Source organism: Peribacillus kribbensis DSM 17871, from assembly GCF_000430765.1.
Taxonomy (GTDB): domain Bacteria; phylum Bacillota; class Bacilli; order Bacillales; family DSM-1321; genus Paraperibacillus; species Paraperibacillus kribbensis.
This window is the reverse complement of record NZ_KE387242.1, coordinates 251567-277629: the sequence shown is the minus strand read 5'-3', so window position 1 is coordinate 277629 and position 26063 is coordinate 251567. Positions and strand designations below refer to the sequence as shown.

Below are 26063 nucleotides of genomic sequence, written 5' to 3'. Positions count from 1 at the left end.
AATAAGAGACTTTTTTTTTGTAAAAAATTTTATTTGGATGTTTTTTAGAAACTAAATGATGTTTTAATAACATTCCACTTATATTCCCCTATGTCCAAACCCCCAGATGGTCTCGTTCATTGATGCACCTGAACAGGAGGATGCTGATGACAAAAAAAGAATCTTCGAATACTCGTGTATCCGCGGTAAGCCCTTTTCTGAACTACCGTTTTAGAGGTCCCGGAATTTCATACGGGAACACGGAAATCGAACCATATAGTTGCGGTAAATCCATTGACAGTGGACAGGAAACTGGACAATGTAAATTTCGTAGGAGTCTGGCAGCGATCGGTGGTCGAATGGATCGGCAAAAGGGCTGGTGGCCGGTTCATCCTTTGATGGAGGAAAAACGCGGGAGCATACGGTTCTGCCTGTCAGCAGATGCGCCGTATCGAATTTTCCATATGAACGCGCTTCGGACCCTTGGGTAACCTTTGGGCCGGACAGCATTGCCTATGTTTCAGCTCTATGTACGAACGTCAATGTAAAAAATTGAACCCCCAGGACGTTTTCGATTCCTTTTGCAAAAACGCAATATAAAAATTCAATTAACCTTGGAACGAATGGTAAAAGCGGGGGTCCTGTCGGCGCATGAGTGGGCACTTACCGGATGAACCATCAGGAAAGCGCCAGAGCTGATAAAATAAAGGGAGGAATTACCCTTAATTAAAAAAACTTAGTAAAAAAGGCTGAAATAGAGGGAGAAATTCCCCTTATTGACTTAAAAAATCAATAAATGGATGCTTTTTCTCAATATAAGGGGAAAATCTCCCCTTATTTTCCCTGAAATCAGCTCCAGTCTGCATTTAAGGGGAAAAACTCCCCTTATTTTACTCTTGCCGGTTACCCGATTAAGGACTCAAGTCAACCATTATGATCGCAAAAAAATCTCAGCGCCATTATATACCTTTTACCGCCTTCACCACCATCGCTTCCCCGGCAAACGAAACCACTTCTCCCCCATCGATTCGAATCCGAAATTTGTCCTTGGCTTTTTGGGGTGCCTGCCTGAAAACAGTCTGGAGCCTTTGCTGATCTTCTTGCGGCAGATTCATCCGTTTGCACCATGAGGCAAATTGAAAGTTCTTTTCAAAATGGTGCAGCTGACTTAAAGTGAAGCCAACAGCTTCAAGCATGGAGATCCATTCGGTTTTCTTCCAGGCTCTGAAATGGCTGTAATCCCTGATTTTCTCGATTTGATTATAAAAGCGGTCCAATTCATCATCCTCGGGAACCACATTGTCATCCAGCAGGAAGATCCCTTTCGGTGTTAGCACTCGATAGACCTGTGATAAGAATGCTTTCACATTTGGAAAGTGGTGAGGAGCAATCCGGCAGGTTACCAGATCAAAGGATGAGTCAGCGAATGGAAGATTCTCTGCGTCACCCTGCTTGAATTCTACATTCCCGAAGCCATTTCCTTTGATGAACTTTTCTGCTGCTGCAAGCATTTCCCGGGTCAAATCAAGCGCTGTCACCCTGGCTGCACAGGGAGCAAGGGCATTGGCCGTATGGCCTCCCCCAGTCGCAACATCCAGCACTTTTTCTGTACCCTTTAAATCCGCCAGCTGGACTAATAGCTGCAGATCGCGTCCTTCTTTATGAATCTTGCTCTCTACATAAGAATCTGCGCTTTGGCCAAATTGCGTCTGAACATCTTTTTTAATATCCAGCTCTTTCACCCCGCCATCATTTCTTTACTTTTACTTTATAACAGAATGATGATTGGTAACATGACCGTTTTTTTATCAAACTCTATAAGAAAAAATTATCATTCCCCTATTTTTTTCTCCTTATGGACCAGATACCCCAACAAGAAATATAAGATGCTCATGCCGAGAACCAAGAACCCCAGTGCGGTGGTATTGACTCCTGTAATCATTCCGACAATTTTAGAAATTGGAAAGCTGCCCATTCCTGTCCCCCTTCCCTCAGCTGGGCCATTTTGTGAACTCGTCCGCATCTGAGTTAGGTGTAAAAAATCCAATTATGTATTCAGCCCTTTTTTTCCATAAAATCGTAAATTCTATTCAGATTCAGCTGAAAATAATTGGTGAAACACCAATCCTGATACGCTTCAGGCACTGTTATGGCTTCCAAGCTTTCCTTATTTTCAGCAGACTCCTCAACCAATGCGGTTATGGCTTGTTTGTATTTTTTTACTTCATGAAGCTGCTGCTTGGAACAAACTTCACCATGTCCAGGAATAATGGTTTTGATTTCCATCCTTGCAAGTTTCTCTAAAATGTTCAGCCATTCTTTGGGATTGCTATTCATCAGGACAGGATGATGCTTCGAAAGAACCAAATCCCCCGTGACCGCGATTTTTTCTTCAGGAAGATAGACAAAAGCATCACTTTCGGTATGGCCGCCTCCAAAGGTGAGAATCTGTACAGTCCGCGTACCGCTATGTATGGTCAATTCCTTATCGAAGGTTAGAGCTGGCAGTGTATAGTCGAGTTGAGGAAGCATGTTCATATACTCGCGGTTACTGGCTATATCCCACTGCATGTCCCGCTTTAGCTTTTGATTCTTTTCTTGTTTTGCTTGCTCTTCTTCTTCATCCAATCCCTGATAAATGAGTTCCGAATCTGCCAGATGCTGATTCAGTCTCTTCCTGCCGAAGTCGGCCATGATATCATACGTTATTTTTGTTGAAATAATGGCTGCCTCAGAAGCAAACACCTGATTCCCGCTAGTATGGTCGCCATGCCAATGTGTATTTAGGACATAAGAAACCTGCTTGCCATTAAGGCTTCTTGCGACTTTTAGCAGATCCTCCGCCGCCTCAATCGTATTAAAAGTATCGATGACCAATAAAGAATCACCAAGGTCTATGATGGCCGCATTTCCAACTGACCCCGTTCCAGGCGCTGCTATCGCCGCATACACACCCTCTGTCACCGTATCCAGTGTAAAATGCCTGGATTCCGTAAAAACTTTTATTGCATTTCCCATCTCATCCCACTCCTTTTTTAAAACCTACATCCTTATCATATCATGCAAAAATATCCAGATGAATCAGATTTTGATGAATACAACTCTGCCATACTTTCTATATTTTGGGTGATTAAAAGATTGATAGAAGGGAATACATATACCAACAGCAAATTAAAGGAGGAAATTACAATGAAACAGATTACAGAATTTATGAATGAAGAAGGATTTGAATTGAAGGGGTACATATCTACCTTGTTTGAAAAGATACAATCCGATGAACAAAGTGAAAGCTGATCAGCATGAATGCTGGATCAGCTTTTTTTACAGTCTCACGATACCAGCAATCACCTTAAATGCCTTACGCCGTTTCCTTGTTCGATATCCTTCCATTCTCCCTGCCTGATGATCTTACTGTTCCATCCCTATGACTGCCTATTATTCTATTTAAATGTACATTCAGTCTAATGGAAAGAAAAAACATGAAAAATTTTCAGAAAAAAACAAAAAGCCATGCACGGCGGCATGGCTTTTATGAAAACTAAGGGGTATAGGGATATACTATCCTTCTTTCCTTATTTTATTCTTAATTTTCCCAAGGAATTCAGGGCAAAAAAACCATACCATAGATCCAACTCCCCGCAAATTAAGTTTTTCATCTTCCAATCAGCTGATTTTGCTCGATTTGGATGTTCTGACTTCTACTGTCAGCTCACCTCTTGCCTTATTCACATAAGCCTTTAATAATAAAGGAGCTCCGGTTGTGTTTTGAAATCTGAAATCCAGTCCTCCGTAAGAGACGGTTGCATCCCTGCCTTTAGGCACATATCCCACTGTAAGGGAGTGGTGATGTTTTTCCACATAACTTACCTTTAATTGATCAATGGCATTATATAAAGTCGAAGAGGTTTGGCAGATTCCTCCGCCAATTCCATCGACGAGCTTTCCGTCTACTGCCTCTTTTGCCGGCTGGTATCCATGGGCTTGATCGCTGGGTCCGACTGTCGTATTAAAGGAAAAATAATCCTGACGGCCGATAATGACATTATTGATCGCCTGGGCGGAAAGCTCGACATTCCTCGTTCTGCCAGCCACACTGCTGGAGAAATGAGTTGTATAGGCAGCGACAACCTTTTCGGCAAGGTGAGGTACCTCCTCTGGCTGATAGCCGCTTGGAGAAACCTCCAGAGGCAATTCAACCTCACCGCCGGTTTTAGAGGCGGCCAGAATTCGTTGGACCAAGCCTTCTTCATCCAGGATGGTCCTTGGCTTGCCTTTTATAACGGCACCTTTACCATCGATTCGATCCGGGACGTTTCTTTGATCGAATCCCGGATTGGTTCCATCTCCCCTGGCAGCGGTGTAAGCCCACTTTTTAACTGAATCCTCGTATAAAGCATAATTGTCTCCGAGCTGTAAGTCCTTTGAAACAAATGTCTTGACGACCGTTTTGGTCAGAGGATTCATGACTTTGACAACCATCTCTCTTTGTTTCTCTATTATAGGCTGTTTCGTTTTTTCTTCGGCACTCTTTTTAGGTACTTCCTTTTCCTTCGCCGAATTAGCCGTTTCCTTGGCACAGCCTCCCATCCCATAGCATCCTGCCGTTATGATGAATGGTATGACCCATTTTAACTTTGACATTTCCTCTCTGCCTTCTTTCCTTAAAATCGAAAAGTTCAGCACTGAACAATTGATTCGTTATTACCTTATAATTGTACAGAATTATCCAGTCCTGTCCGCTAGATTCGTTCGACAAATACCTGCCAGGACTAACACGAGAGGAGAGGAATACGTTGAGTTTTGTTAGATTTTGTCACTGTTCGCCAGAATGGGAAGGGAGAATCTGCTCCTTTAGGGGCTGATTTCAGTTTTTTCTTAAAAGGGGCCCCGCTGCGTTAGCCAGAGATGTATCTCCCCAATTTTTCTTCCTGTACTTTTCTTCAGCTGATGGGCCGCTTTTTGGTTCTGATCATCCTTTTCTGAACCATTTCTGAGGCTAATGACCAGAGGTTTGGCTGAACCGTTTCTGTGGCTGCCGGTAAGAGGTTTGGTTCTACCCTTCTCTGAACCATTTCTTCAGCGTCCGATCAAAGTTTTGGTTCTGAACCCTGTTCTCATCTAGTTTTTGTAGAGTCTATCCAGCAAGAGTTAGAGCGTGGCAATCTAACAACGAAATTAAGCAGCAGCTTTTGGCGGCTGATCGGTTTGTATTCCAGGATTTTGGTTTGCTCGAAAGACCCGCTTTTTTGCTCAACAGCACGGAATTTTTGCTCAGGCGGAATTCATTATTGCTCAACTTCTTGGTTTTGCTCCATGAACCAGGTTTTTTGCTCCGAGCACTAGGGTTTTTGCTAAGTTTCCCTGTTTTTTGCTCCTGCATCTTCCTTTTTTGCTCGGCCAGGGTTCTTTTTTGCTCCAGCTTTGGAGTTTATATAAAGAACCGCATTTTTTACCCCTGCAGCTACATAGGAATGACTGAAAGGTTTTATCCCTGTAAAAAAGCAGAGAATCTGAAGGAGTCCTCTGCTTTTAAGTCTATTAAAATAATTCAATGAACTGCTGGGTCGCCTTTGATAAATAGCGCTCCTTTTTCCAAACCAGGGCCACATTGGAGTGAACGAGGGAATCCTTGATCTCAAGCACTCTGACTTTATGAGACATATACGGGGGAACAGCCGATTTTGGCACAATGCTGGCCCCTATCCCGGCCGAAACAAGGGACAGGAGAACATTCACATCCGGGCATTTACAAAGGACATTCGGTTCAATACCTCTCTCGGAAAATTCTTTGATGATTTCATCAAAGATCCCTGTGCCTTTAGTTCTATGCAGCATAACCAGGGGGGAATTCCCGATTTCCTCCAGCTTGATTTTTTCTGTTGACTGGAACTCACCCCACGACTCTGGGACTACAAAGACATTCGGAACTTGATCCAGTTTTTTGATGGAAAGGCCCTCAAGCTCCACCGGCAGGTATACTATGGCAAGCTCGATGTCCTGCTTTTCCAGATAATCCTGTACCAGCGTGGGATCTCCTGCAAAAAGCTTAATCTCTACGGAAGGATTTTTTTCCTTGAACATCTTGATTTTCTGAGGCAGATAGGAAACATAGGCTAGTACAGACCCTATCAGCAGATTTCCCCTGACCCCTTCCCCGGTTTCCTTTACCTCATGCATCGAATCTTCAAAATTCTGCAGGAGGCTGCGTGCCTTTTCATAGAGTACCCTGCCCGGCTCTGTCAGCTTCATGCTCCTGCCATGCTTCTTTCTCTCTAATAAAGTGACACCCAGCTCCTCCTCCATCATTTGCAGCTGCTGGCTGAGCGGCGGCTGGGACATATTCAGTTTCTTAGCGGCCCGGGATATCTGCCCTTCCTCAGCAAGGACGATAAAATAGCGTAATTGTCGTAAATCCATATATCCTCCCTATTTATATGTAATTCATATATTTAATTAAGTATATTAATATTTTTCATATATTACAATAAGTGGTACGCTCTTTATAAAGGAGCGTGTAACCGTTATGAAATTTATATCATTAAACAAAAGCTACATAAATGGAGAATGGACGGAAGGATTAAGTCCCCGAAGATATGATATCTTAAACCCATACGATCATTCTATTATTACAAATGTAAGCCTTGCCACTTCCACTCAGCTAGAAGGAGCATTTGAAACGGCCAAGCAGGTGCAGAAGGAGTGGGCAAAAACATCTGCAGAAGAAAGAAGAAGGATTTTGCTGAAGGCTGCTGAATATCTGAATGATAACAAAGCAGACATTGTTGAAATGATTTCCCGTGAAAATGGCGGATCCCAGATTAAAGCAAATATCGAGCATCACCTTACCGTTGAAATCATCGAAGAAGCAGCCAATATGACAGATGAGATTTATCAGGTCCGTGAAGTACCGTCTGGTATGGAGGGGAAAATCAATCATATTCACCGATTGCCTCTTGGAGTCATTTCTTCGATTTCTCCATTCAACTTCCCGATGAACCTGTCTATGAGGACGATCGCACCTGCCATTGCACTTGGGAATACGGTCGTTCACAAACCAGACGTCCAAGTAGGATACACAGGCGGAATCATCCTTGCGGCAGCCTTTGAATATGCCGGACTGCCAAAAGGCGTCTTCAATATGATTCTTACAGACTTAGAGGAAATTGGAGATGGAATGCTGGATAACCCGATTCCAAGTTTGATCAGCTTCACTGGGTCCACACCAGTCGGCCAGCACATCGGCGCCATTGCAGGAAAGCATTTGAAACGTGTGGCCCTGGAGCTTGGCGGAAACAACCCGTTCATCGTCCTTTCAGATGCGGATATCGACCAGGCCGTTAATGCGGCGATCTTTGGTAAGTACATTCACCAGGGGCAGATCTGCATGTGTATCAACCGGATCATTGTGCACAAGGATCTTTACGAAACATTCATCACTAAATTCGTGGAACGCGCGAAATCACTTCCATACGGCAATCCCTTGGATCCTTCAACGGTTATTGGACCTCTTATCAATGACCGCCAGCTTGAAAAAGTCCAGGGCATCATCGAGGAAGCGAAACAAGCTGGAGTTAAGCTTGCCCTAGAGGGAGAGCGTGTAGGAAACATCCTGACTCCAACGATCTTCCGTGATGTAAAGAGCTCGGATAGGATTGCCCAGACAGAGATGTTCTCACCTGTTGTATCGATCATCTCTGCTGATTCTGATGAAGAAGCGATCGAAATCGCAAATGATACCATCTACGGCTTAAGCTCAGCTATTTTCACAAGTGACCTGGAAAAAGGAGAGCGCTTTGGCCTTCAGATTGACAGCGGAATGACCCACATCAATGACCAAACCGTGAACGATGCTCCTAATGTTCCATTCGGCGGAAGCAAAATGAGCGGGATGGGCAAGTTTGGTAATCCTTGGATCGTGGAAGAATTTACGTTTACCAAGTGGATTTCGGTTCAGTCTAAAACTCGTCAATATCCATTTTAATGAAGAAATCATCCCCTGCTGTTTAGGGGGATGATTTTTTTATGCATAATATCGATCCAGAAATTTGCTCATCTCAGTGTTCAGGCTTTCCAATTGCTGACGGGAAGTGAAATGGCCGCCGTCACAGATAGCCGCTTCCACTAAATTCGGTATGACCTCTTCTGCACGCTCCTTCAGCTTGTCTCCTGGAAAAAAGATATCCTTTTTTCCTCCGATAATCATGGTGGGCGCCTTATAATGTTTCAGATCCTCGCTTGTGGTCAGCTTGGGCATATCGTTTTCCAGGCTCACTCCCCTAAAGATTTCTCCGATAATCTTTCGGTCAATGCCCTTCATTTCCCCATCTGACAGCACGTCCGTAATCGATTTCAGCCTCTTTTTGGATCCATTCATTTTATAAATCATCAGTGAAAGGAGAATTCTTTTGATCATATCCACCTTTGAACCCATCACGATCCCTGCCGGTGCAAATAAAATGGCGCAGGCGATTTTTTCCGGTGAATGAGCCGCCAGGCGGAGAAGGATCCCCCCTCCATAGGAAGGACCTATAAAAGCAGAACGATTTATTTTAAAGTGGCTCATTAAATCGGTAATCCATAAAGCAAAGCTTTCATCCCCTGCCGACAGCCTGATCTCATCACTGTATCCCGGATGTCCTAATGTGTCCGGCGCAAAAATCCGATATTGTTTTAAAAGACCTGAAAACCAGGAAAGAGTCATAGGATTGATGCAGTTTCCTCCCTGCAGAATGAACAGCGGCTTCCCATTTTCCGGCCCGCAGATAAGCATATGGGTTTTGCCAAAACGTGTGATTACATATTCCCTTTCGACATCTGTATGCAGCTCGTGAAGATATTCATCATAATGACCGAGAATTCTCTTTTTCGATTTTTCATTCTTATAAATGGAATAATTCATGCCCATGCCTGCCTTTCCCCATAAGTTTACAAAAGCCCTTGCTGTAAAATGAATAAAGCCTGTCAAAAGGGAGACATAAAAATCCCTTACTTGACAGGCTCCTCAAAAAAAATCCAGCACCATATTTAATATACCCCTATATTACCACATTTATGGAAATAATTTGTGATTTTTTTACATTTTTCTGATAAAGGTTGGAAATCAAGTTGAGCAATAGGGCCGGACCCCAATGGAAATAGCGGTGTATCAGCGTTTCCTCTCCCCGGAAATGAGGACAGGCCCCACAAGGTATGATAAAATAGTCCTCAGCGCAGAATGAGGGAATGGAGGAAGAAAAGTTGAGAGTCTTGGGTGCGTTGGCAGGTTTTTTGCTAACTGATTTTTTGTTTCATTTGGTTGATGCGTTTGCGGCCGGGTTCAAGGCGGAAACACCAGCCGGGCGGATTGGTGCTGTTTTTTCTGGTGTGTTGATTCTTCTGGTTTTCATGTTTTTTATCCGGCGCTTTTTTTCCAGATCCTTTTTTAATGGATTCACGGTGGCTGTAGGTTTATTCCTGAGCTTTGATATTGTCGTTTTCCACTGGATCTTTCAGCTCCACCGCATCACAAACGGTCCTGAAGCGAACTGGCTTGAACCTCTTTTTGTCCTGGGAGGACTCATCACAATCTGGTTTGGTTTAAAGCAGGAAAAAGGAGTATCAGGCAAGCAGCAATCACCTGACAATAGAATTGCTTAACCTCAGGAAGACACGGATTTCCGTGTTTTTTTATTTATCAAGTAGTTTTCTGTTGATAAATAGGTACACAGCCGTCAGCAATACCAGGATGATAATGACCAGAACCGTACCTTCATAAGGATAGTCTATGACACTATGAAGAATGACCAGCAGTCCAAGGGGCAGGAAAAAGACCCCGCCTGTCACTTTCCCTAATATGGATTTATTCTTTATATGTTTTTCATTAAATCCCGCCAACAACCAGGTTTGTCTCTTTACGGCTGTTAAATAGGCTATAAGAATAAGAGCTATTCCAATTACCAGTACCAGCATCCATTTTCTCACCTTCCTATAATCTTCTATACGGAAGCAGAAGGGAAAAGTTTCCTAAATACATAAAGACTTTCAGAACAAGAGGAGTTTAGTGATGTTTTTGTAAAAAGTTCCGTTTCCTATTAGGCTTTCTTAAATTGTGCCGAAAGGAAAGTCATTTTATGGAACCATTCTCTCCAGCCATAGCTTGCATTCCCTTGAGTCCCAGTTACCTAAAGAAAAATAAGGGGAGATTTTACCGTTAAATCCAGAATGAGGCTCTTTCCGGGGAAAATAAGGGGATGTTTTCCCCTTATTGAAAGGGAATTCCTTCATTTTTAAACTTTTGAAGCCAATAGAGGGAATTTCTGCCTTTACTTCGGCTCTTTTTATGCGTAATTACAAAATAAGGGGAATTACTCCCGCTATTTATTACCCCGGGCATATGCTGATGATCCTCCAGACAAGACAAAAAACAAAAGCAGGTCGGGACAGCTTCTAAACTACCCCACGATCCGATTATAAATTCCCTTCGCCGTACTCACATCATTGGTTCCGTGAATCAAGGCTCGGCCATCCTTAAACAGGACAATCCTATGATTCTCATAAATGAAGGACACCAGATACGGAGTCACCTTGATTTTCTCGGCCGCTTCCTTTAAGTGAAGAGATACTTCCTCCAGGGACAAATCACGATGTGAAGCCGGCCTGATTTGGACGGTATCTCTTCCGCATAAGACTGCGGTTTTGGTCAGGTTTTCATAGTTCAGATACGGAAAGCTTGGATCTTTTCCGCAGGCAGGGCAATTTTTATTGAGAAGCCGTCGTGCATGAATGGAAGTATGCTGTCCGTTCCACATATCAAAGGATTGAATCACAGCCTCAAGGGAGTTTCCTGTGATCACCTTGAGCGTGCTGGTTACCTGATAGGCGGCTGTCGTCTGGACCGCCGGGCTGATGACACCGGCTGTATCACAGGTCATTCCTTGTGCGGGAAGGTGATCGATCAGGCATTGAAGGCAGGGCGTCTGACCGGGGATAACCGGATATGTGAGTCCGTAGCTTCCTACACAAGCCCCATATATATACGGAATTCCCTGCTTCACGGCCGCATCATTCACAATCAGCCTTGTTTCAAAATTATCAGAGGCATCCACTATAACGGTGTGGCCCTTAATCACCGCTTCAATATTCATACCATGGATATCCATGACTTTGCTTGCAATCGTTATCCCGCTGTTGATCTGTTTCAGCCTGTTTTTGGCGGCTTCAGCTTTCGGGATTTGTTCTTCTGCATCTCTCTCTGTATAAAGCTGCTGTCTCTGCAGATTGCTCCATTCCACATAATCTCTGTCCACGATCGTAATATGGCCGACTCCGGCTCTCGCAAGCATCTCGGCACTGGCAGAACCAAGGGCGCCAGCACCGATGATCGCGACTTTGGAGTTTTGGATTTTTTCCTGTCCTGCCTTTCCGATAGGGGGAAACAATTCCTGCCTGGAATACCTCCCGTTCAAGACGTAACCATCCCGGTTAACGGACTGCTGGCCACGCCATAGTTTTTTTCGCTGATCCTTCCGGCTTCAAACCCAAGACGGCCTGCTTCAATGGCTAATTTCATGGCTGAGGCCATTTTGACAGGGTCCTTTGCTCCTGATACGGCGGTATTTAACAATACTCCATCTGCCCCGAGCTCCATTGCATGCGCCGCGTCCTTTGGCGACCCTATTCCGGCGTCGACAATGACAGGCACTCTTGACTGCTCTATGATCAATTGCAAGTTTAATGGATTGATAATGCCCCTACCAGATCCGATGGGCGATGCACCGGGCATAATGGCATGGACACCCAGATCCTCCAGCCGTCTGGCCAGGACCACATCATCCGATGTATAAGGCAGTACAATGAATCTTTCCTCTAAAAGCATTTCAGAAGCCTTAAGCGTCTCCACCGGATCTGGCAGAAGGGATTTCTGACAGCCGATCACCTCGACCTTAATCATGTCACATAAGCCGGACGCCTTTGCCAGCCGGGCAATCCGTACAGCTTCCTCGGCTGTTTTTGCTCCTGCCGTATTGGGAAGCAGTTTATATTTGGTTAAATCGAGCTGTTCCAGAAAATTGGGCTGTGATTCTTCAAAAATATTCATTCTTCTGACGGCAAATGTCAGGATTTCCGCACCTGAAACGTCCACAGCTTCCTTCTGGATTTCAAAAGATGGATATTTGCCCGTGCCAAGCAGCAGGCGTGATTGAAAGACTTGTTCTCCAATTTTTAACATGTTCATCCTCCTCCTACAAAATGAATCATTTCGATCCGGTCACCCTGTGATAATCCAAGCGATGTATAATGTTCTTTTAAAACTATCTCAGCATTCACTTCCACTACCACAATCCGATTATGTAATTCGTAATACGTTAGCAGGTCCTGTACACTCCCAATATGATCAGGAATCTGTACTTCTTTTCCATTAAGCATGACGGTCATCTCATCACCTCCTTACATGTTCAGGTGCACGCCGGTCTACCTTGAAGGCCTCGGCCCAATCTGACCGGACACGCCTTCCCAGAATCAGGTCACGGATCATGGCAGCGGTAGCTGGAGCCAATAAAATTCCATTCCGGAAATGTCCTGCTGCAAAAAAGACCTGCTCCTGTTCTGGATGTCTTCCGATAAAAGGTTTTCTGTCAAAGGTCTGCGGCCGCAAGCCTGCCCAGCAGGACTCCAGCTTCATGTCCTCCACGCCTGGCAGCATGCTTTTCGCCTTCATGATCAGCTTTTGGATTCCTCCGAGTGCCGGGGTTTCGGACCAGTCGTTTTCCACCATGGTGGCGCCAATCACGAGTCTTCCTTTTCTGGGCAGGATATAGCTGTGCTCATGGAAAAGAGTGTGTTTTAGCGGCATATGATCGTTCCGTACAGAGATGCATTCGCCTTTCACTGGAACAAGGCTCTCTCCAAGCCCCAGAGAGTGAAAGAAAGCACTCCCCCATACTCCATTCGCGATTACAACATGCTTTGCCTCAAACTCCCCATTAGAAGTTTCAATGTGATAGCTTGATCCGCTTTTTTGTATGTTCAATACATGATGGTGAGGCAGAATGGATGCCCCGAGGATTTGTGCGGAATGGCTGAAAGCTCTGCACACCGAAAGCGGCAGCACATGCACATCATCTTTTATAAAAGCAGCTCCTTTGATGAGAGGAGTGACGGCCCCCTCCCTTTCCGATAGTTCCTTCTGGGACAGCCAGTCCACGGTTGGAAGTGAAAGCGCAGGCTGAAGCTCTTTAATATCCGAATCTGAATAGCCAGTTTAAAAATGCCTCCTTCAGTCAGCTCGATATCGATCCCGCTTACGTCCCTCAATTCATCCCGCAGCTTGAAATACGCAAGCTGGCTGCTTCTGGCAAAAGGATAGAAGATGTCAAGATCCTCACATTCCGAATGTGCCCCAAGCATCCCAGCGGCTGCACTGGTTGCCTTTCCGCCGATTTCCCCGCTCTCCAATACGAGGGTGGGGATCTTTTCTTTTGATAAATAATAGGCAATCGCACACCCTATAATGCCCCCGCCTATGACAGCTGTATCATAATGTGGAATCATCATGTCCCTCCTTACATGCTGCAAAATATCTTTTTGCAGCTTCTCCTGGGTTTTCCGAAGCGAAAATACCCGACATCACAGCGATTCCTGCCAAATTCTTCTGCCGCAGCTCATTAACTCGTTCAGGTGTGACGCCTCCTATAGCATAGATTGGCAGATTTATAGATTGCGTAATCAGGCTCATTTCAGTTAATCCGCGAGGCATCCGTCCTTTTTTACTATGTGTTTCATAAATATGGCCGTACAGCATATAATCAGCTCCTTCTTTTTCAGCAAGCTCAGCCTCAGCAAAAGAATGGACCGATCTGCCGATTTTCAAATGTGGAAACTGCTCCCGGATGGCTCTCACTGGAAGGCCGAGCCCTGGAAGATGAACGCCATGCACCTTATGAAGGAGAGCTAAATCCAGCCGGTCATTCACCACGATTTTTTCTCTCGGGACTCCACTCTCGATCAACGCGTGCAGAAGGGCAAAAAGCCCGCCTGCGGGTTTTGTCTTTTCCCGGATATGTACAAAATCCACATGATCTTTGATTTGGATAATGATGGACAGAAGCTCTTTGTCAGAATGCCGGCCATCCGTTACTGCAATCAGGTCCAACTTCTCCTCTCCTCCTTGTCTTTAAGTTAGGCTGTTTTCGCAAACTTTGTTGCTTTGGAACAAGGTGGTTGATTTAACAATGAGATCCTCTCTCAGAAGTCTTAAAAAAACACCAATATTTTTAAAAAAGAGCCTTATGATATAAAGGAACGCTGATTTTACGAAAGAGACTACAAATAAAAAACCACCTTCCCGAAAAAGAAAGGTGGTTGGTCTCGTGTAAGATAGATACACAAAAACAGCTCAGCACTTTCCTACGCAGGTACGAACCTGTTCAGGTTATGAGGGTTTCAAAGTAACTACTCTGCTCTCAGCCCTTATCAAGGGATCCCCTAGTGAATGATCTTTGTTCAAATTAGACATATTACCGCTTGCCAAATAGCAGGAAAACCGGCAAAAGCCAGACCCTGTGGAAAGGACCTGGCGCAGATAACTAGAAAATACCGAAGACATTTTCTTGTTGCTTTCCTACGCTGGTACGATCCAGATCAGGTCCAAAGGGTTAAGAAATTGATTTCTCTCTCAGCCCTCAAATCAGGGCACCCCCAGCAGGTAAATATGTATGTAAATTTATACTACTTCTGGAAAAGAAAAATGTAAAGGATTTTGCAAAACTACATTTATGGATGTTCGCCTTAACAGGCTCCCCTGCTTGGCCATATGTATAGATAAAGGACTTATTATGACCCAAGGCATGAATTATCAGGTGGTGAAAAGATGTTCAATGACTGGTTTGGCCATCATAATACCGAACAAGAAAGGGAAGAAAATCAGCAGGGATATTCTTTCGGTAATCTATGTTTAATTCTTTTAATTTTATTGCTTTTGTTGATTATCATTGGACTCTTGTTTTGGGGAAAATAAAGAATCGGAATATAGGAGTACTGTATCAATTTTTTTATCTAGGTTTTCTTCTTTCCTGAAGAAATATTAAGCCTTTTTAATTGATAAATAAGCTTCTGCCTTAACAACACTTTATTTCTTTCATATCGTATTTTGAGCTTAAAGAAAAAGGAGGGATATACATGTCAGGTGGGTACGGCGGCGGTTTCGCATTAATCGTAGTGCTTTTCATACTGCTCATAATTATTGGGGCTACTTTTGTTGGCGGTTATGGCGGCTGTTAGAACACTGTAATGTCCCTGTTTTTGTGCAACAGAATGGAGACCTGTCCATATTTTATGAACTGGTCTCCATTTTTATTCAAAATCTGCAATTTCTAATCCTTTATCTGTTCACGGATCTTATGAAGGTCCTCCAAAGACAGTTCGCCGAGCCGGTTTCTAATTTCCTCTTCAATCTTCTGCCGGTTATTTTCCTGATAATTCTTCCACCACTCCCGCATGCCTTCCGTTTTATCCAATATGTATTCAATATCAATCTCTTCTACTTCATCATCTGACAAATATTCCAGCACAGAAGCCAGCATGCGGGTGAGCTTGCTGTTTACATCTTCTTGAGTGGAGTTGGCAGTCAACGGTACAACCTTGTCTGTATTTTCTTCATTCGTTTGTGCAGGCTTGCGAGGCATATGATCGCTCCTAACTTCATCAATATTTTTTAGTATGGCCTTTTAAAAAAATTTGATGAAGCCTTAAAGAAGCGACTTACACATTCCGCAGCATCTGATTCAAGGAACTCAATTCATCCTCGATTACGGACAGTCTTTTTTCTAGAGGAGATAGATTTCCGTTTACAAACTCCAATTTTTCAAGATTATGCTGAAGCTGCAGGTATTCATCCTTTAACTCGGCAATTTTATATTCGATTTCTTTTTTGTCCATGGAACATCCTCCTTCTTCCAATTAGGGTTATAGTGCACTGAGAGAGCCTGCCGTGGATGACAGCCTTCTGCTCTTTCCCTCTTCCAGTATCCCATCCGTGACCCACCAGCGGTATTTATGGATTTACAGATACCGCCATCTTTAATGCATCGAGAGGGACTTTATCGGTCTCTATCCGATAAATGACCGGGCCCTCCTGCCAGGAAAGTACATTGTGTACGGATTTTCCTCCAGGTTTATAGACAGCCTCTACCCGGCCATGATCCTTAGGGGCAGGAAGCATATCGTCCTCTAAATAATTCACCATGACTTTCGCAATGCCGGCATTATCCATCTGATCCTCTGAAATCGTATCGATATGTAGGATCCATTTCCCCTCCTGCCAGCTTAAGTGGTGATGTCCTGCGCCTCCTTCTTCCATGCCTTTGATTCCATGTCCGAGATCCACTTGCATATCTTCCGGGATGGAGTCCAGATTCATGTCTGAAAAAGTCTCTGCGGCAGATTTGGCATCTTGATAGGTCTTTGCAGAAACTGTGGCTGCAATCGGCACATTCCCATCTGGCGTTAGTGAGTCATCATTAATGGGAACCGATCCTTTAGTCTCAAAAAACACCACTTTATAGGACTGATCCTCGTTCTCTTCAATCGAGGCTGATAACTGTCTGCTCTTTTCAAGCGGAAATGACGAAGGAAGAGCTGTGTTCTTCATTTTAAGCTCATCCTTCACTTTCGTGATGACTTCATCCTGCGTTAGATTACTTTTCGGGGCAGCGTCGTCATCCTCTGCCGCAGTGCTGTCTGTGCTTACAGGGTCTGAAGCATGATTGGTACTTGTCTGCTCCTGCTCCTTATTCGTTTCCTGCTTAGTGTCTTTGCTCTGGCTGACAGGTTTCTTTCCGTCAGTATCTTTTGCTTCATCCGCTGAACAGCTCGATAAAACAAGTGCAAGAGCCGTGACCGCCAGTGCAATTAATTTTGTTTTCATTGGCGTTCCCTCCCTTATTATTTTATTACCCGGAATAGAAGCTGATACTCGGGATTGGGTTTGCGTCAGCGCTTCCCTACATCGCATGTTTAATGCCTTTTTTGACTAAAAACCAATTAGCCGGAAAGCTGGTGGCTGCCCCCAAGATCATGGCAATCTGCATCATAAACCAATATACCATGGTATTAGGCTCTGGTGTTTTAGAAAATAGGAAAAAATGGACAATGGCCATCCAGCCGAACATCCCGATTTCAAATGCAATAAGAGATAGCGTATCCGCTTTAACCGCCTCGACAAACCCCTTCCCCCAGCCCATCTTGTTTCCCATTTTTCTGCTCATGGGGACGATGGAGAATACCTGAAAAAACACCCCAAAAACATACGCCAAAATGAATTCAACTGTATAGTGGGTGAATAAGGTAGATCCTAAAATCGTCCAGCCGGTCAGAAAGACTAGAGGAGCACCAAAGGCATCGCCCAGTGTGCATCCCCCAGAACAGTGGCTGGTGGAAATAAATACGCTCTGCCAAAAGGGCTTGTCCTCATGCATAGGATCTTCCTTTTTTGAAGAGCGGCCATGATGGGTGTCTTTTTTGACACGTCCCACCTTCCAATAGGCCCATATTCCAATTGGTCCCAAATAAAGGCCATTGATCGGCCATACGATGTTCATGACCTTCATTTTCTGAGGATAATGGAATAAATCAGCTGCAATGACCAAGGCTGAAAAAATGCCAAGGAACACGCAGATATAGGATATGATGGTTAGCCAGTTCAATGGGTTCATTCCTCCTTAATCGTTTGCTTCTTTATTCCATACCCGGCTAGGGTATCAATAAACAAGTGAATTTTTTTAAAGTCCGACACAACAAAAAACCATCCAGCCAGGCCAGATGGTTTTTTGCAGAAGTTTAATATTCTCCGGGTTTATAATTTACCTCTTTTCCGAAGACCTCCAGTTCCACAATCGTTACATTGCCGCTTGAGCTTCCTGGTGAACCGCTCGTCATGGTATAACGAATCCTGGATGTTGATACAGAGTCAAAGGTGATCATGACGGGTTTGTTTGATGCATCCGCCCATTTCACTTTTTGATGGGGAGCCGGGACATATTCTTTACCGTTCCAATAGGTTACCTCAATCTTGGAGGGCAGGCTATTGGAAGAATTGACGGTAAAATAGGCAGAGGTGTTGTCCACTGTCTGCGGCCTGTTCCACTTGAGCTCCACCCAGTCTTCTTTTCTTGCACCAGACATCGCAGGAAGGTTGGAAGTAGCTGCGATGGAATATTGATTGGACCATCCTCCTGATCCTATATTCCCATCATTCAGGGCCGCCGGAACGGTACCCGCACTGCCGCTGAAGCTGGCTCCTGTTTTTGCCTGCAGCTGGCCTGCCGCCAGTGCAAGATTGGAATCTGCTTTGTAATCATTGGTTACACGGACCACCGCTTTCGCCTTCCTTGTTGTACCGAAAACATAGCCCTCGACAGAAATCTCACCGGGCTTCTGGTATTGCTGGCTGCTTATTCTTTCCCAAGAAACTGGCTGCAGCTGCGTGATACCGTCTGTATACAGCACTTTTACTGAATCAGGAAGTGAGGGAGCTGTGCCGGTTGGAACGGCTGTGTGATATTCTTCTATTTTCTTTACATCATATACGCTCACCACCGCTTCCGCTTTTTCTGCCGTTCCTTTCACACGACCATGTATGGTATAGCTGAGCTTCTTTCCTCCAAGCTTGGATATGCCTGTCCAGTTCACCGCCAGGGATTGAACGGTGCCGTCTGCATACACTCCTTCCACTTTAGCAGGCAGCTCCGGCCTTTCTCCTGCTTTCACACGAATTTCCACAGGCTCAATTCCAATGAGGTTATGACCCCCGCTCTTCTTGTCCGCAAAAATGACCGCGGTTTGAGGAATCAAATTCTCCGATTCGGCACTAATTGTAATCGGTCCTGCATTCGTCCCGGATTGAATGATGGCCAGTGCTTTGCCATTGAAGGCCTCGCGATTCGAGGACTGGTAGCTTTCCGAGCTTTCCTGCCGTCCGTTATCCACGCCTGCAAGTCTTCCTCCCTTTACCTCAAAGTGAATGGAAGGGTCAGCATCCGGAACCACTGTTCCATTCTCATCTACAACCTCGGCTGTGACAAAGGACAGACTTTTGCCGTCTGCCTGGATCACCTTTTTATCTGGAGTCAGCTTCAAGGTGTAAGGATCACCTGCAGTTTTGATTTCATCCTTTGCGACTTGTTTTCCATTCTTTTTGGCAATGGCTGTGAGCGTACCTTTTTCAAACGGCACCTTCCAGGTCAGATGAAGCTTCCCTGCACTTCCATTTGGGCTCGTATAGCTTCCCGGGAATGCTCCGTCTTTTTGGTTCTTTTCATCCCCTGATGCTTCGGTTGTTTCAAGATAACTCCGCCCGTCTAAAGTTTTCTTTTCATCAAATGTTCGTACTCCGAGTGATTTTCCGTTTAGAAACAGCTCCACGGTGTCAACGTTCGAGTAAGCCCAAACGTCAACTTCCTCGCCGGGCTTATAATTGGTCCAATTCATGGGAACTAAATGGACCATCGGCTCCTTTGTCCACTGGCTCTTATACAAATAATAGGCATCCTTGGCAAAACCGGCGGTATCCACCGCCCCAAAGAAGGAGCTTTTCACCGGGAAGTTGTCCCAATATGGAGTCGGCTCTCCCAGATAATCAAAGCCTGACCATAAAAACTGTCCTGCAAAGAACGCTCTGTCACGATCCTTTTTCAATCCGTATTCGCCGCTGAAGGTCCAGGAAGCAAGATTGTTGTCGTATGACGAAGTCCCCATCTGGCCCGGCGTGTAATCGACAGGCGTATTTAACGATCCTGGATCTTTATAAACTCCCCGGGTAGACGTCTCAGAGGAAGATTCAGATTCAAACAGAATTAAATTTGGGTATTTCTGATGAAGCAGATCGACAGAAGCAGCATTATTATAATTCAAGCCCAAAGCATCCACTTTCCTGGCAATCTGATCCTGAACCGTGCCATCTCTCGGTACACTCCGGTACTTATCCGAGCCAATGGTGATCGGCCGGGTGGTATCGACGCTGCGGATATCCTGCATCAGCTTATCGGTGATTCCTACTCCAATGGTTCGGGTAGAATCGGGTATTTCATTTCCGATGGACCAAAGAATGACTGCCGGCCAGTTTTTGGCGCTGTTCACCATTTCCTTGATATCCCTGTCGCTGTACTCATTAAAGAAACGGGCATAATCGTTTGGCCGTTTTGGGGTCACCCAGGCATCAAAAGCTTCGACCATCATGACCATTCCCAGCTCATTGCAAGCACGCAGAACATCGGGGGATGGCGGGTTATGCGAAGTCCTGACGGCATTTACGCCCATGCTTTTCATGATTTTCAGCTGCCGGTATACCGCATCATAATTTGTGGCCGACCCAAGAGCACCTAAATCGTGGTGCATATTCACACCCTGAATTTTCATAAACCTTCCGTTCAACGAAAATCCTTTATCGGGATCAAGCTTAAAATAGCGTATCCCGAATGGGGTCGAATAGGTGTCAACCGTTTTCCCGTCCACCTTGATTTCGGATTCCACGCTGTACAGATACGGCTGTTCTGTTGACCAAAGCTTGGGATTCTTCACTCGAAGAGTTTCCTCCATGCTTTTGGAGTTTGTAAGAACAGCAGGAGAACTGTTTTTGGCTACGATTTTTCCATCAGAATCGATTATTTTTGTAAAAAGCTCGGCTTTTTGTTCTTTGCCGGTCTCATTTGAAATATCTGTTTGAACATGAACATTGGCATAGCCTTTTTGGAGAGTTGCCTCCAGATCCGGAGTCGTGACAAAGGTACCCCAGCGCTTCACATGAATGGAGTCAGTGATCGTTAATCGAACATCCCTGTATATTCCGCTCCCGGAATACCATCTGCTTGTCGGAAGCTTATTCTGTACTTTTACAGCTATGACATTGGGAGTTTTTCCGTCCGTATGGGCCCATTCTGAAATATCATAGCTAAAGCCTGTATAGCCATAGGGATGAGTTCCCAGCAAGTGTCCATTGATATAGACGGAAGAGTCCATATATACCCCGTCAAACTCGATGCTGATTTTCTTATCCTTCATGGCCGCCGGCAGGGTGAATTTCTTTCGGTACCAGCCAAGCCCTCCATCCAGGAACCCTGTCCCTGCCTCAGCAGGAGGCTCGGCAGACGGCTTTTGCTCGATGCTCCAGTCATGCGGAAGATTTAATGTCCGCCAGGATGAGTCATTATACTCTGGGCTTTCAGCATTCTCATAGCGGCCATCAGGGTCTGTGATGTCCTTCGTGTTCACAAGGGCAAACTTCCAGTTCTGATCAAAATCCAAGCTTCTTTGTTTTTGATAGGAAATCTGTTCTGCAGCTGGCTCTTCAGACTTCGCGGCTGTCACCTGCTGGGGAATCGTGGCCGTCATCAGTGACCCGGTGACAAGAACGGCCAGCAGTCCTGAATACATGTCTTTCAAAGGCTTCATCTCTTTCTTCCCTCCTCTTTTGGTATTCCTGTATATTTAAATAAACGGAAAGGACAGCTGGATTCCAGCTATCCCTCCATCGTGACCTACTCCACCTTCAGCTTCGGATCCGCCCAGTCGGCATGGTCATTTGAATTGCCGTCACCGGCATCCGTTACGACCAGCTTCAATTCGGATTTCCCCTTCACATTTAGGTCTACGAGCTTTGCCGGAGTCGATTTGGTCATTTTACCGCTGTCAAATACACTTGCTCCGTCAAGGTAAACCTGGAACTGGATCGAACCGCTTCCATTCGTTTCCTGGTCAAGCCCGACAAAGGTCTGAAAGGTTGAAAAGCCTTTTCCATCCAGGTCATAGATGATTTCCGAGTTCGCATGTGTACCGATTCCCTTTTCATAGACCCTGGTGCCTGAACCAGCAGCAAGAGTCAGGGCATTGCCATCTACCGACTTATCCTTCTGAATGGAGGACCAGCCGGTTGTTGCACTTTTCCAATCCATATCGCTTAAATAGAGAGTATCCGTCACAGCAAAATGAATTTGATAGGTTTTAGAAAGAAGCCCATCTGAAGTTGAGGCCTTAACAATGGCAGTTCCCGGCAGCTCCCTTGCCTGGGTCACTTCAATTTTCACATCATCCCTTGCTGCAGATGCCGAAACCTTCGGCACCGCCATTCCATCCTTTTTCAACAGAGACTGCGTATAATCGGTTACCTCTGAACTGAAGTTCTCGAGTGATTTACCGCCGATTTGGATGTCTTTGATCAGTTCGTCTGAAACCTTTTGTTTGCTCACATCCATCGGACGGCCCATCTCTTTGGTGATCGGGCGCAGCCTGTAGCTGTAGGAGTATGGCTTATTCGCATATAGCGTGAACTCTGGATGTGTCCTTGCTCCCCAGCTGTTATCTCCTCCGACACCCATCTGTTTTGCATTCAGGGTCAGAATCACATCATCCACTTTTGTCAGTTCATATGGATGGGCCACACTATCCAGATCCTTCTCCTCATAATGAAGGGCGTTCGCCTCCATCAGAGGATAGCCGCTTGCCATCAACCCGAAGCCTTTTTTATCCGTCAGCGTCACCCAGCGGACGTCGGTTTTATTTCCAGTCTCAGATGGCTCCTCATATGGTACAAACTGGCCGTCGACCGTCCCTTTATAAAGTCCGACATCAGCTCCGGTCTGTCTGTCCCAATAATTTTCCTGCGGCCCCCTGCCGTACCAGGAAATGTTCTCAAATTCCTTCGGAAGCCTCATTTCCATACCGACTGCCGGGATTTCCGGAAGGCCCTTGCCCGGTATCAGCGTGCTCTTTACTTCCACGTCCCCGCTGCCGTATATCATATAGGAAGCCTTGTACTGGGAATCAGCTGCAGTCGGCAATGCCGCCTCTACATCCACCTGGACAGCCTTCGCACCGATTTTCTTCACGGAAACATGGTTCACTTTCCGCTTGTCTCCTGCACTTCTCCATACTGCATCCCTTGAAGGCATGCCGTTTCCTTTATCATTGTCATTCGGCGCTCTCCAGAAGTCCGGAGACGGTCCGCTTGTCAGGAGGTCTCTTCCCTGATACTTAAACGAGGAAAGCGTACCTTTCTCTTTGTCGATATGGACTTCGAATTCCTTGCCTGTTACAGAAACAGATTGATCTTTTTCCTTCACGCTGATATCATCCATCGTTGAAAGGCTGACAGGTGCGGTGTCCTGAACAGGGAATGGAACCTTGAACTGTTCTTTTGCCACTTCATGCCCTTTTTTCGCCCAGGAAGTATCTTCAGGCAGGGTAAAGCTCAGATTCAGCCAGTATTCCGTGCCATCCTTAAGCTTTGGCTGGTCAATCGGAAGCTTAATGGTTTTGCTCTTAAGCGGATCGATGTCCAAGTCCCTGATGGTACCTTTTTGAATCACTTTGTCATCCGCTTTAAGTTCCCAGCTTCCATTGAACGAGGATAGATTCGTGAATAAATATTGATTTGAAATCTTCACTTCTCCATTGACGAGATCCACAGGCTCCGTTTTTATGTTTTGGTATACCTTCTTCACTTCATACAGTTCAGGCTGGACGGTGCGGTCAGGGAATACCAGGCCGTTCATAGAGAAGTTTCCGTCGTTCGGCACATCTCCCCAGTCACCGCCGTATGCAAAATATTCCTTCATGCTGTAGGTGCTTTCCTTGGTGTCTTCAAAATCCATCCACAGAACGCTGTTTTCATCCGGTTTACGGCTGTCATCGCTTAATTCCTCCGGTGAGAGCGCGCGGTTATAAATCCGGACATTGTCAAGCTCTGCATTCGAAACTCTGTCTGTTCGTTCAGAGTTTTTCCCGATCGCTACAGGGAATGCATTCTCTGAAATGTCTCCTGAATAAGCTTTTTGAGTCAGAAGCTTCCCGTCTGCATAAAGCTTCAGGTAGCTGCCATCATAGGTTCCGGCAAGATGATGCCATTTTCCGTCCCAATCAGCCGGTACAGGAGCACTCGCTGTCACCCACTTGGATGAAGAATTATAGATGAAGAACTCCAGCGTTTTTCCGTTTTGCTGAAGTGCGTACTGTGTATCCCCCTTCGAAACGAACGGGCTGTAAGTATTGGTCGGCTGAGGCTTGACCCAGGTTTCCAATGTAATCGCTTTCCCTTTCACGTTTAATTTGGAATCATCAGGAAGAGTCACATACCCTTTGAGGGCCTTCCCGTCATCACCAGATACAACCTCACCCTTCACTTGTCCCGTAACACCCGATGTTCCCTTGTCCTGAACTGTGATTTTCTTAGGTGTCGGCGTCCGCAGACCCTGGTCTACCCAATCCCAGATGAATCCGCCCTGCAGGTTCGGATATTTGTCGATGACATCCCAATATTGATATAAGTTTCCGACACTATTGCCCATGGCATGTGCGTATTCACATAGAATATAAGGCTTCAGGCTGCCTGACTTTCCATAAGCCTCGACACTTTCAACGGAAGGATACATATGGCTTTCCACATCTGTCCAGCGGTTGTCCCCCTCATAATGCACGATCCGGGTCGAGTCATTCTTATGTACCCAATCCGCCATTTCCTTGAATGTCGTGCCGCTTCCAGCCTCATTTCCCAATGACCAGATCATGACGGATGGATGATTCTTATCCCGCTCCACCGTACTTTTGATTCTGTCCAGAGAAGCAGGCAGCCATTTCGGATCATCCTTCGGAAGTACACCGTTCGCCCCATGTGACTCGAGGTCCGCCTCATCAATCAAATACAGTCCGTACTCATCTGCCAGATCCAGCCAGCGCGGGTCGTTCGGATAATGCGAGGTCCGGACCGCATTGATATTGAATTGCTTCATCAGTTTAACATCCTGGATCATGCTTTCCATGGACACAGTCTTTCCATTATCGGGGTCTATTTCATGGCGGTTGACCCCTTTGAAGACAATCGGCTTGCCATTGATCAGCATCTGTCCATTCTTCAACTCAAACTTTCTGAATCCAACATTGGAACTTTCCGTTTCTATGATCTTTCCGGTATTATCTCTCAACGTAATGACGAGCTTATAGAGGTTTGGATCCTCGGCAGACCATTTTAGAGGATTGACCACCTTCTGGTCGAGATCAACCTCCGTCTCATCTTTTCCGTTAAAGAATACCTGCTTTACAATCGGCTTTTTCAGCACGGGCTTATTCTTCTTATCATACAGCATCGCATCAACAGTAACGGCCTTAGGCAATTCCTTGGCAGAGGTGTGCACCTTCGTGTTCACCTTCAGCACCGCATCCTTGTATTCTGAGTCAAGATCGGTTTCGACCTTGAAATCACGCACATGGATGGAGGGAGTTGAATAGAGATACACATCACGGAAAATCCCGCTGAGGCGGATCATATCCTGATCCTCCATCCAGCTGCCGTCCGACCAGCGGTACACCTGGACTGCAATCGAATTTTCTCCTTTTTTCAGATAGCTGGTAATATCAAAATCCTTTGGAGCGAAGCTGTCCTCGCTGTATCCGACCTTTTTCCCATTGATCCAGAGGTAAAAGGCAGAGCTTACACCCTGGAACGAAACAAACACCTTCTCGCCATTCCAATCCTTTGGAACGGTGAAGGTCCTCTTGTAGGATCCAACCGGATTGTCGATGAGCGGCACTCCCGGCGGATTCGGTTTTTCGACACCTGTCCAAGGATACGTGATATTGGTATAAATCGGATGATCATACCCCTTCAGCTCCCAGTTGCTTGGAACCGAAATATTGTTCCATTTTGATACATCATACTCATCCTTGTAAAAGTCGGACGGGCTCGAAGAAGGATTAGCAGCAAGATTAAACCGCCAATTTCCATTCAAGGTTTCATAGCGGTCCGACTTTTCTCGGACTCCTGCAAGAGCAGACTTCAAGTCATTGTACGGCATCATGGTAGCGTGGACCGGCTCTCTGTTTACTTGGAACACTTCAGGATGATTATTCCATTCAGCATCTGCAAAGCTCGTTTCTGCAAGCCCTTTCAAATTTCCCATGCTAAAAAACATGACAGACGAAGCCGCAAGAGAAACCCATTGCTTCTTTCCCATTTTCGAATTCTTCATGGTACCCTCCCTTTCAATCAGACTAAGTTTTGTACAATTAAAATCTTTCGACGCTAGAAATACTTTTACCTTGAGTCATTTTCCCTAAATTTG

The 26063-nt window shown here is 45.4% G+C and carries 21 protein-coding genes, 1 pseudogene and 2 riboswitches; of the genes and pseudogenes, 4 read left to right on the top strand and 18 right to left on the bottom strand.

The annotated features are described in order from the left end of the window. Positions 1-146: 146 nt before the first annotated feature. Positions 147-470 (top strand): hypothetical protein, encoded by a 324-nt coding sequence (locus H539_RS0123470; protein ID WP_026695547.1) that lies wholly within the window; start codon positions 147-149, stop codon positions 468-470. Between the two features lie 468 nt (positions 471-938). Here H539_RS0123470 and H539_RS0123460 read toward each other — a convergent pair whose 3' ends face one another. From H539_RS0123460 to H539_RS0123430, 5 genes are all read right to left on the bottom strand, one after another. Further along, complete coding sequence (locus H539_RS0123460) at positions 939-1721, bottom strand: class I SAM-dependent methyltransferase (protein WP_342664035.1); 783 nt, start codon at positions 1719-1721, stop codon at positions 939-941. Between the two features lie 89 nt (positions 1722-1810). After that, positions 1811-1954 carry a hypothetical protein gene (locus H539_RS31790; RefSeq protein ID WP_155890222.1) on the bottom strand — a complete coding sequence of 48 codons (144 nt, stop codon included), beginning with the start codon at positions 1952-1954 and terminating at the stop codon, positions 1811-1813. Between the two features lie 80 nt (positions 1955-2034). Continuing rightward, positions 2035-2997, bottom strand: coding sequence for an MBL fold metallo-hydrolase (locus tag H539_RS0123450; protein ID WP_026695545.1), 963 nt, complete (start codon positions 2995-2997; stop codon positions 2035-2037). A gap of 645 nt (positions 2998-3642) precedes the next feature. Then, positions 3643-4620, bottom strand: a complete 978-nt coding sequence (locus H539_RS0123440) for a VanW family protein (RefSeq protein ID WP_035323845.1) — start codon at positions 4618-4620, stop codon at positions 3643-3645. Positions 4621-5517: 897 nt separating this feature from the next. Next, positions 5518-6396, bottom strand: coding sequence for a LysR family transcriptional regulator (locus H539_RS0123430; protein ID WP_026695542.1), 879 nt, complete (start codon positions 6394-6396; stop codon positions 5518-5520). Between the two features lie 106 nt (positions 6397-6502). Here H539_RS0123430 and H539_RS0123425 point away from each other — a divergent pair, with 106 nt between their 5' ends. Then, positions 6503-7960, top strand: a complete 1458-nt coding sequence (locus H539_RS0123425) for an aldehyde dehydrogenase family protein (protein ID WP_026695541.1) — start codon at positions 6503-6505, stop codon at positions 7958-7960. A gap of 39 nt (positions 7961-7999) precedes the next feature. Here H539_RS0123425 and H539_RS0123420 read toward each other — a convergent pair whose 3' ends face one another. After that, positions 8000-8878 (bottom strand): alpha/beta fold hydrolase, encoded by an 879-nt coding sequence (locus tag H539_RS0123420; RefSeq protein WP_245602247.1) that lies wholly within the window; start codon positions 8876-8878, stop codon positions 8000-8002. Positions 8879-9216: 338 nt separating this feature from the next. On the opposite strand from H539_RS0123420, the gene H539_RS0123415 reads away from it, so the two are divergent. Then, positions 9217-9615, top strand: coding sequence for a DUF2243 domain-containing protein (locus H539_RS0123415; RefSeq protein ID WP_026695539.1), 399 nt, complete (start codon positions 9217-9219; stop codon positions 9613-9615). Between the two features lie 30 nt (positions 9616-9645). On the opposite strand, the gene H539_RS0123410 is transcribed toward H539_RS0123415, so the two are convergent. The 6 genes and pseudogenes from H539_RS0123410 to H539_RS29550 all read right to left on the bottom strand — a co-directional run bounded on the left by H539_RS0123410 (position 9646) and on the right by H539_RS29550 (position 14110). Then, entirely contained in the window at positions 9646-9927 is a 282-nt protein-coding gene (locus tag H539_RS0123410; RefSeq protein WP_035323836.1) for a DUF3784 domain-containing protein, read from the bottom strand. A 482-nt stretch (positions 9928-10409) separates the two neighbouring features. After that, entirely contained in the window at positions 10410-11423 is a 1014-nt protein-coding gene (locus H539_RS0123400) for a ThiF family adenylyltransferase (RefSeq protein ID WP_026695536.1), read from the bottom strand. Further along, positions 11420-12193 (bottom strand): thiazole synthase, encoded by a 774-nt coding sequence (locus H539_RS0123395; RefSeq protein WP_162144779.1) that lies wholly within the window; start codon positions 12191-12193, stop codon positions 11420-11422. The genes H539_RS0123400 and H539_RS0123395 overlap by 4 nt, the downstream gene beginning before the upstream one ends. After that, positions 12190-12393 carry a sulfur carrier protein ThiS gene (gene thiS, locus H539_RS0123390; RefSeq protein ID WP_026695534.1) on the bottom strand — a complete coding sequence of 68 codons (204 nt, stop codon included), beginning with the start codon at positions 12391-12393 and terminating at the stop codon, positions 12190-12192. Before thiS ends, H539_RS0123395 begins: the two co-directional genes overlap by 4 nt. Before the next feature lie 4 nt (positions 12394-12397). After that, a pseudogene (thiO, locus tag H539_RS29555) lies at positions 12398-13509 on the bottom strand (glycine oxidase ThiO). Then, a complete protein-coding gene (locus tag H539_RS29550; protein WP_035323832.1) occupies positions 13493-14110 on the bottom strand; it encodes a thiamine phosphate synthase in 618 nt (205 codons plus the stop codon). Before H539_RS29550 ends, thiO begins: the two are co-directional and overlap by 17 nt. A gap of 234 nt (positions 14111-14344) precedes the next feature. Then, a riboswitch (TPP riboswitch) is annotated at positions 14345-14454 on the bottom strand. 104 nt (positions 14455-14558) lie between these two features. Continuing rightward, positions 14559-14667: riboswitch (TPP riboswitch) on the bottom strand. Between the two features lie 468 nt (positions 14668-15135). On the opposite strand from H539_RS29550, the gene H539_RS31095 reads away from it, so the two are divergent. Beyond that, positions 15136-15237, top strand: coding sequence for a YjcZ family sporulation protein (locus H539_RS31095; RefSeq protein ID WP_026695532.1), 102 nt, complete (start codon positions 15136-15138; stop codon positions 15235-15237). A gap of 92 nt (positions 15238-15329) precedes the next feature. Here the strand turns inward: H539_RS31095 and H539_RS0123360 are convergent, their stop codons facing one another. The 6 genes from H539_RS0123360 to H539_RS29535 form a co-directional block, all read right to left on the bottom strand. After that, a complete protein-coding gene (locus tag H539_RS0123360; protein ID WP_026695531.1) occupies positions 15330-15641 on the bottom strand; it encodes a hypothetical protein in 312 nt (103 codons plus the stop codon). A 76-nt stretch (positions 15642-15717) separates the two neighbouring features. After that, positions 15718-15894, bottom strand: a complete 177-nt coding sequence (locus tag H539_RS32485) for an SE1832 family protein (RefSeq protein ID WP_169816044.1) — start codon at positions 15892-15894, stop codon at positions 15718-15720. A 115-nt stretch (positions 15895-16009) separates the two neighbouring features. Further along, the gene (locus H539_RS30370) at positions 16010-16882 is read right to left on the bottom strand and encodes a hypothetical protein (RefSeq protein WP_026695530.1); all 873 of its coding nucleotides are present in this window, start codon (positions 16880-16882) and stop codon (positions 16010-16012) included. A gap of 76 nt (positions 16883-16958) precedes the next feature. Further along, positions 16959-17669 carry a DUF4396 domain-containing protein gene (locus tag H539_RS0123345; RefSeq protein ID WP_026695529.1) on the bottom strand — a complete coding sequence of 237 codons (711 nt, stop codon included), beginning with the start codon at positions 17667-17669 and terminating at the stop codon, positions 16959-16961. 124 nt (positions 17670-17793) lie between these two features. Then, positions 17794-21402, bottom strand: coding sequence for a glycoside hydrolase family 2 TIM barrel-domain containing protein (locus H539_RS29540; RefSeq protein WP_051348763.1), 3609 nt, complete (start codon positions 21400-21402; stop codon positions 17794-17796). An 86-nt stretch (positions 21403-21488) separates the two neighbouring features. Beyond that, complete coding sequence (locus H539_RS29535) at positions 21489-25970, bottom strand: glycoside hydrolase family 2 TIM barrel-domain containing protein (RefSeq protein WP_051348762.1); 4482 nt, start codon at positions 25968-25970, stop codon at positions 21489-21491. Positions 25971-26063 lie beyond the last annotated feature (93 nt).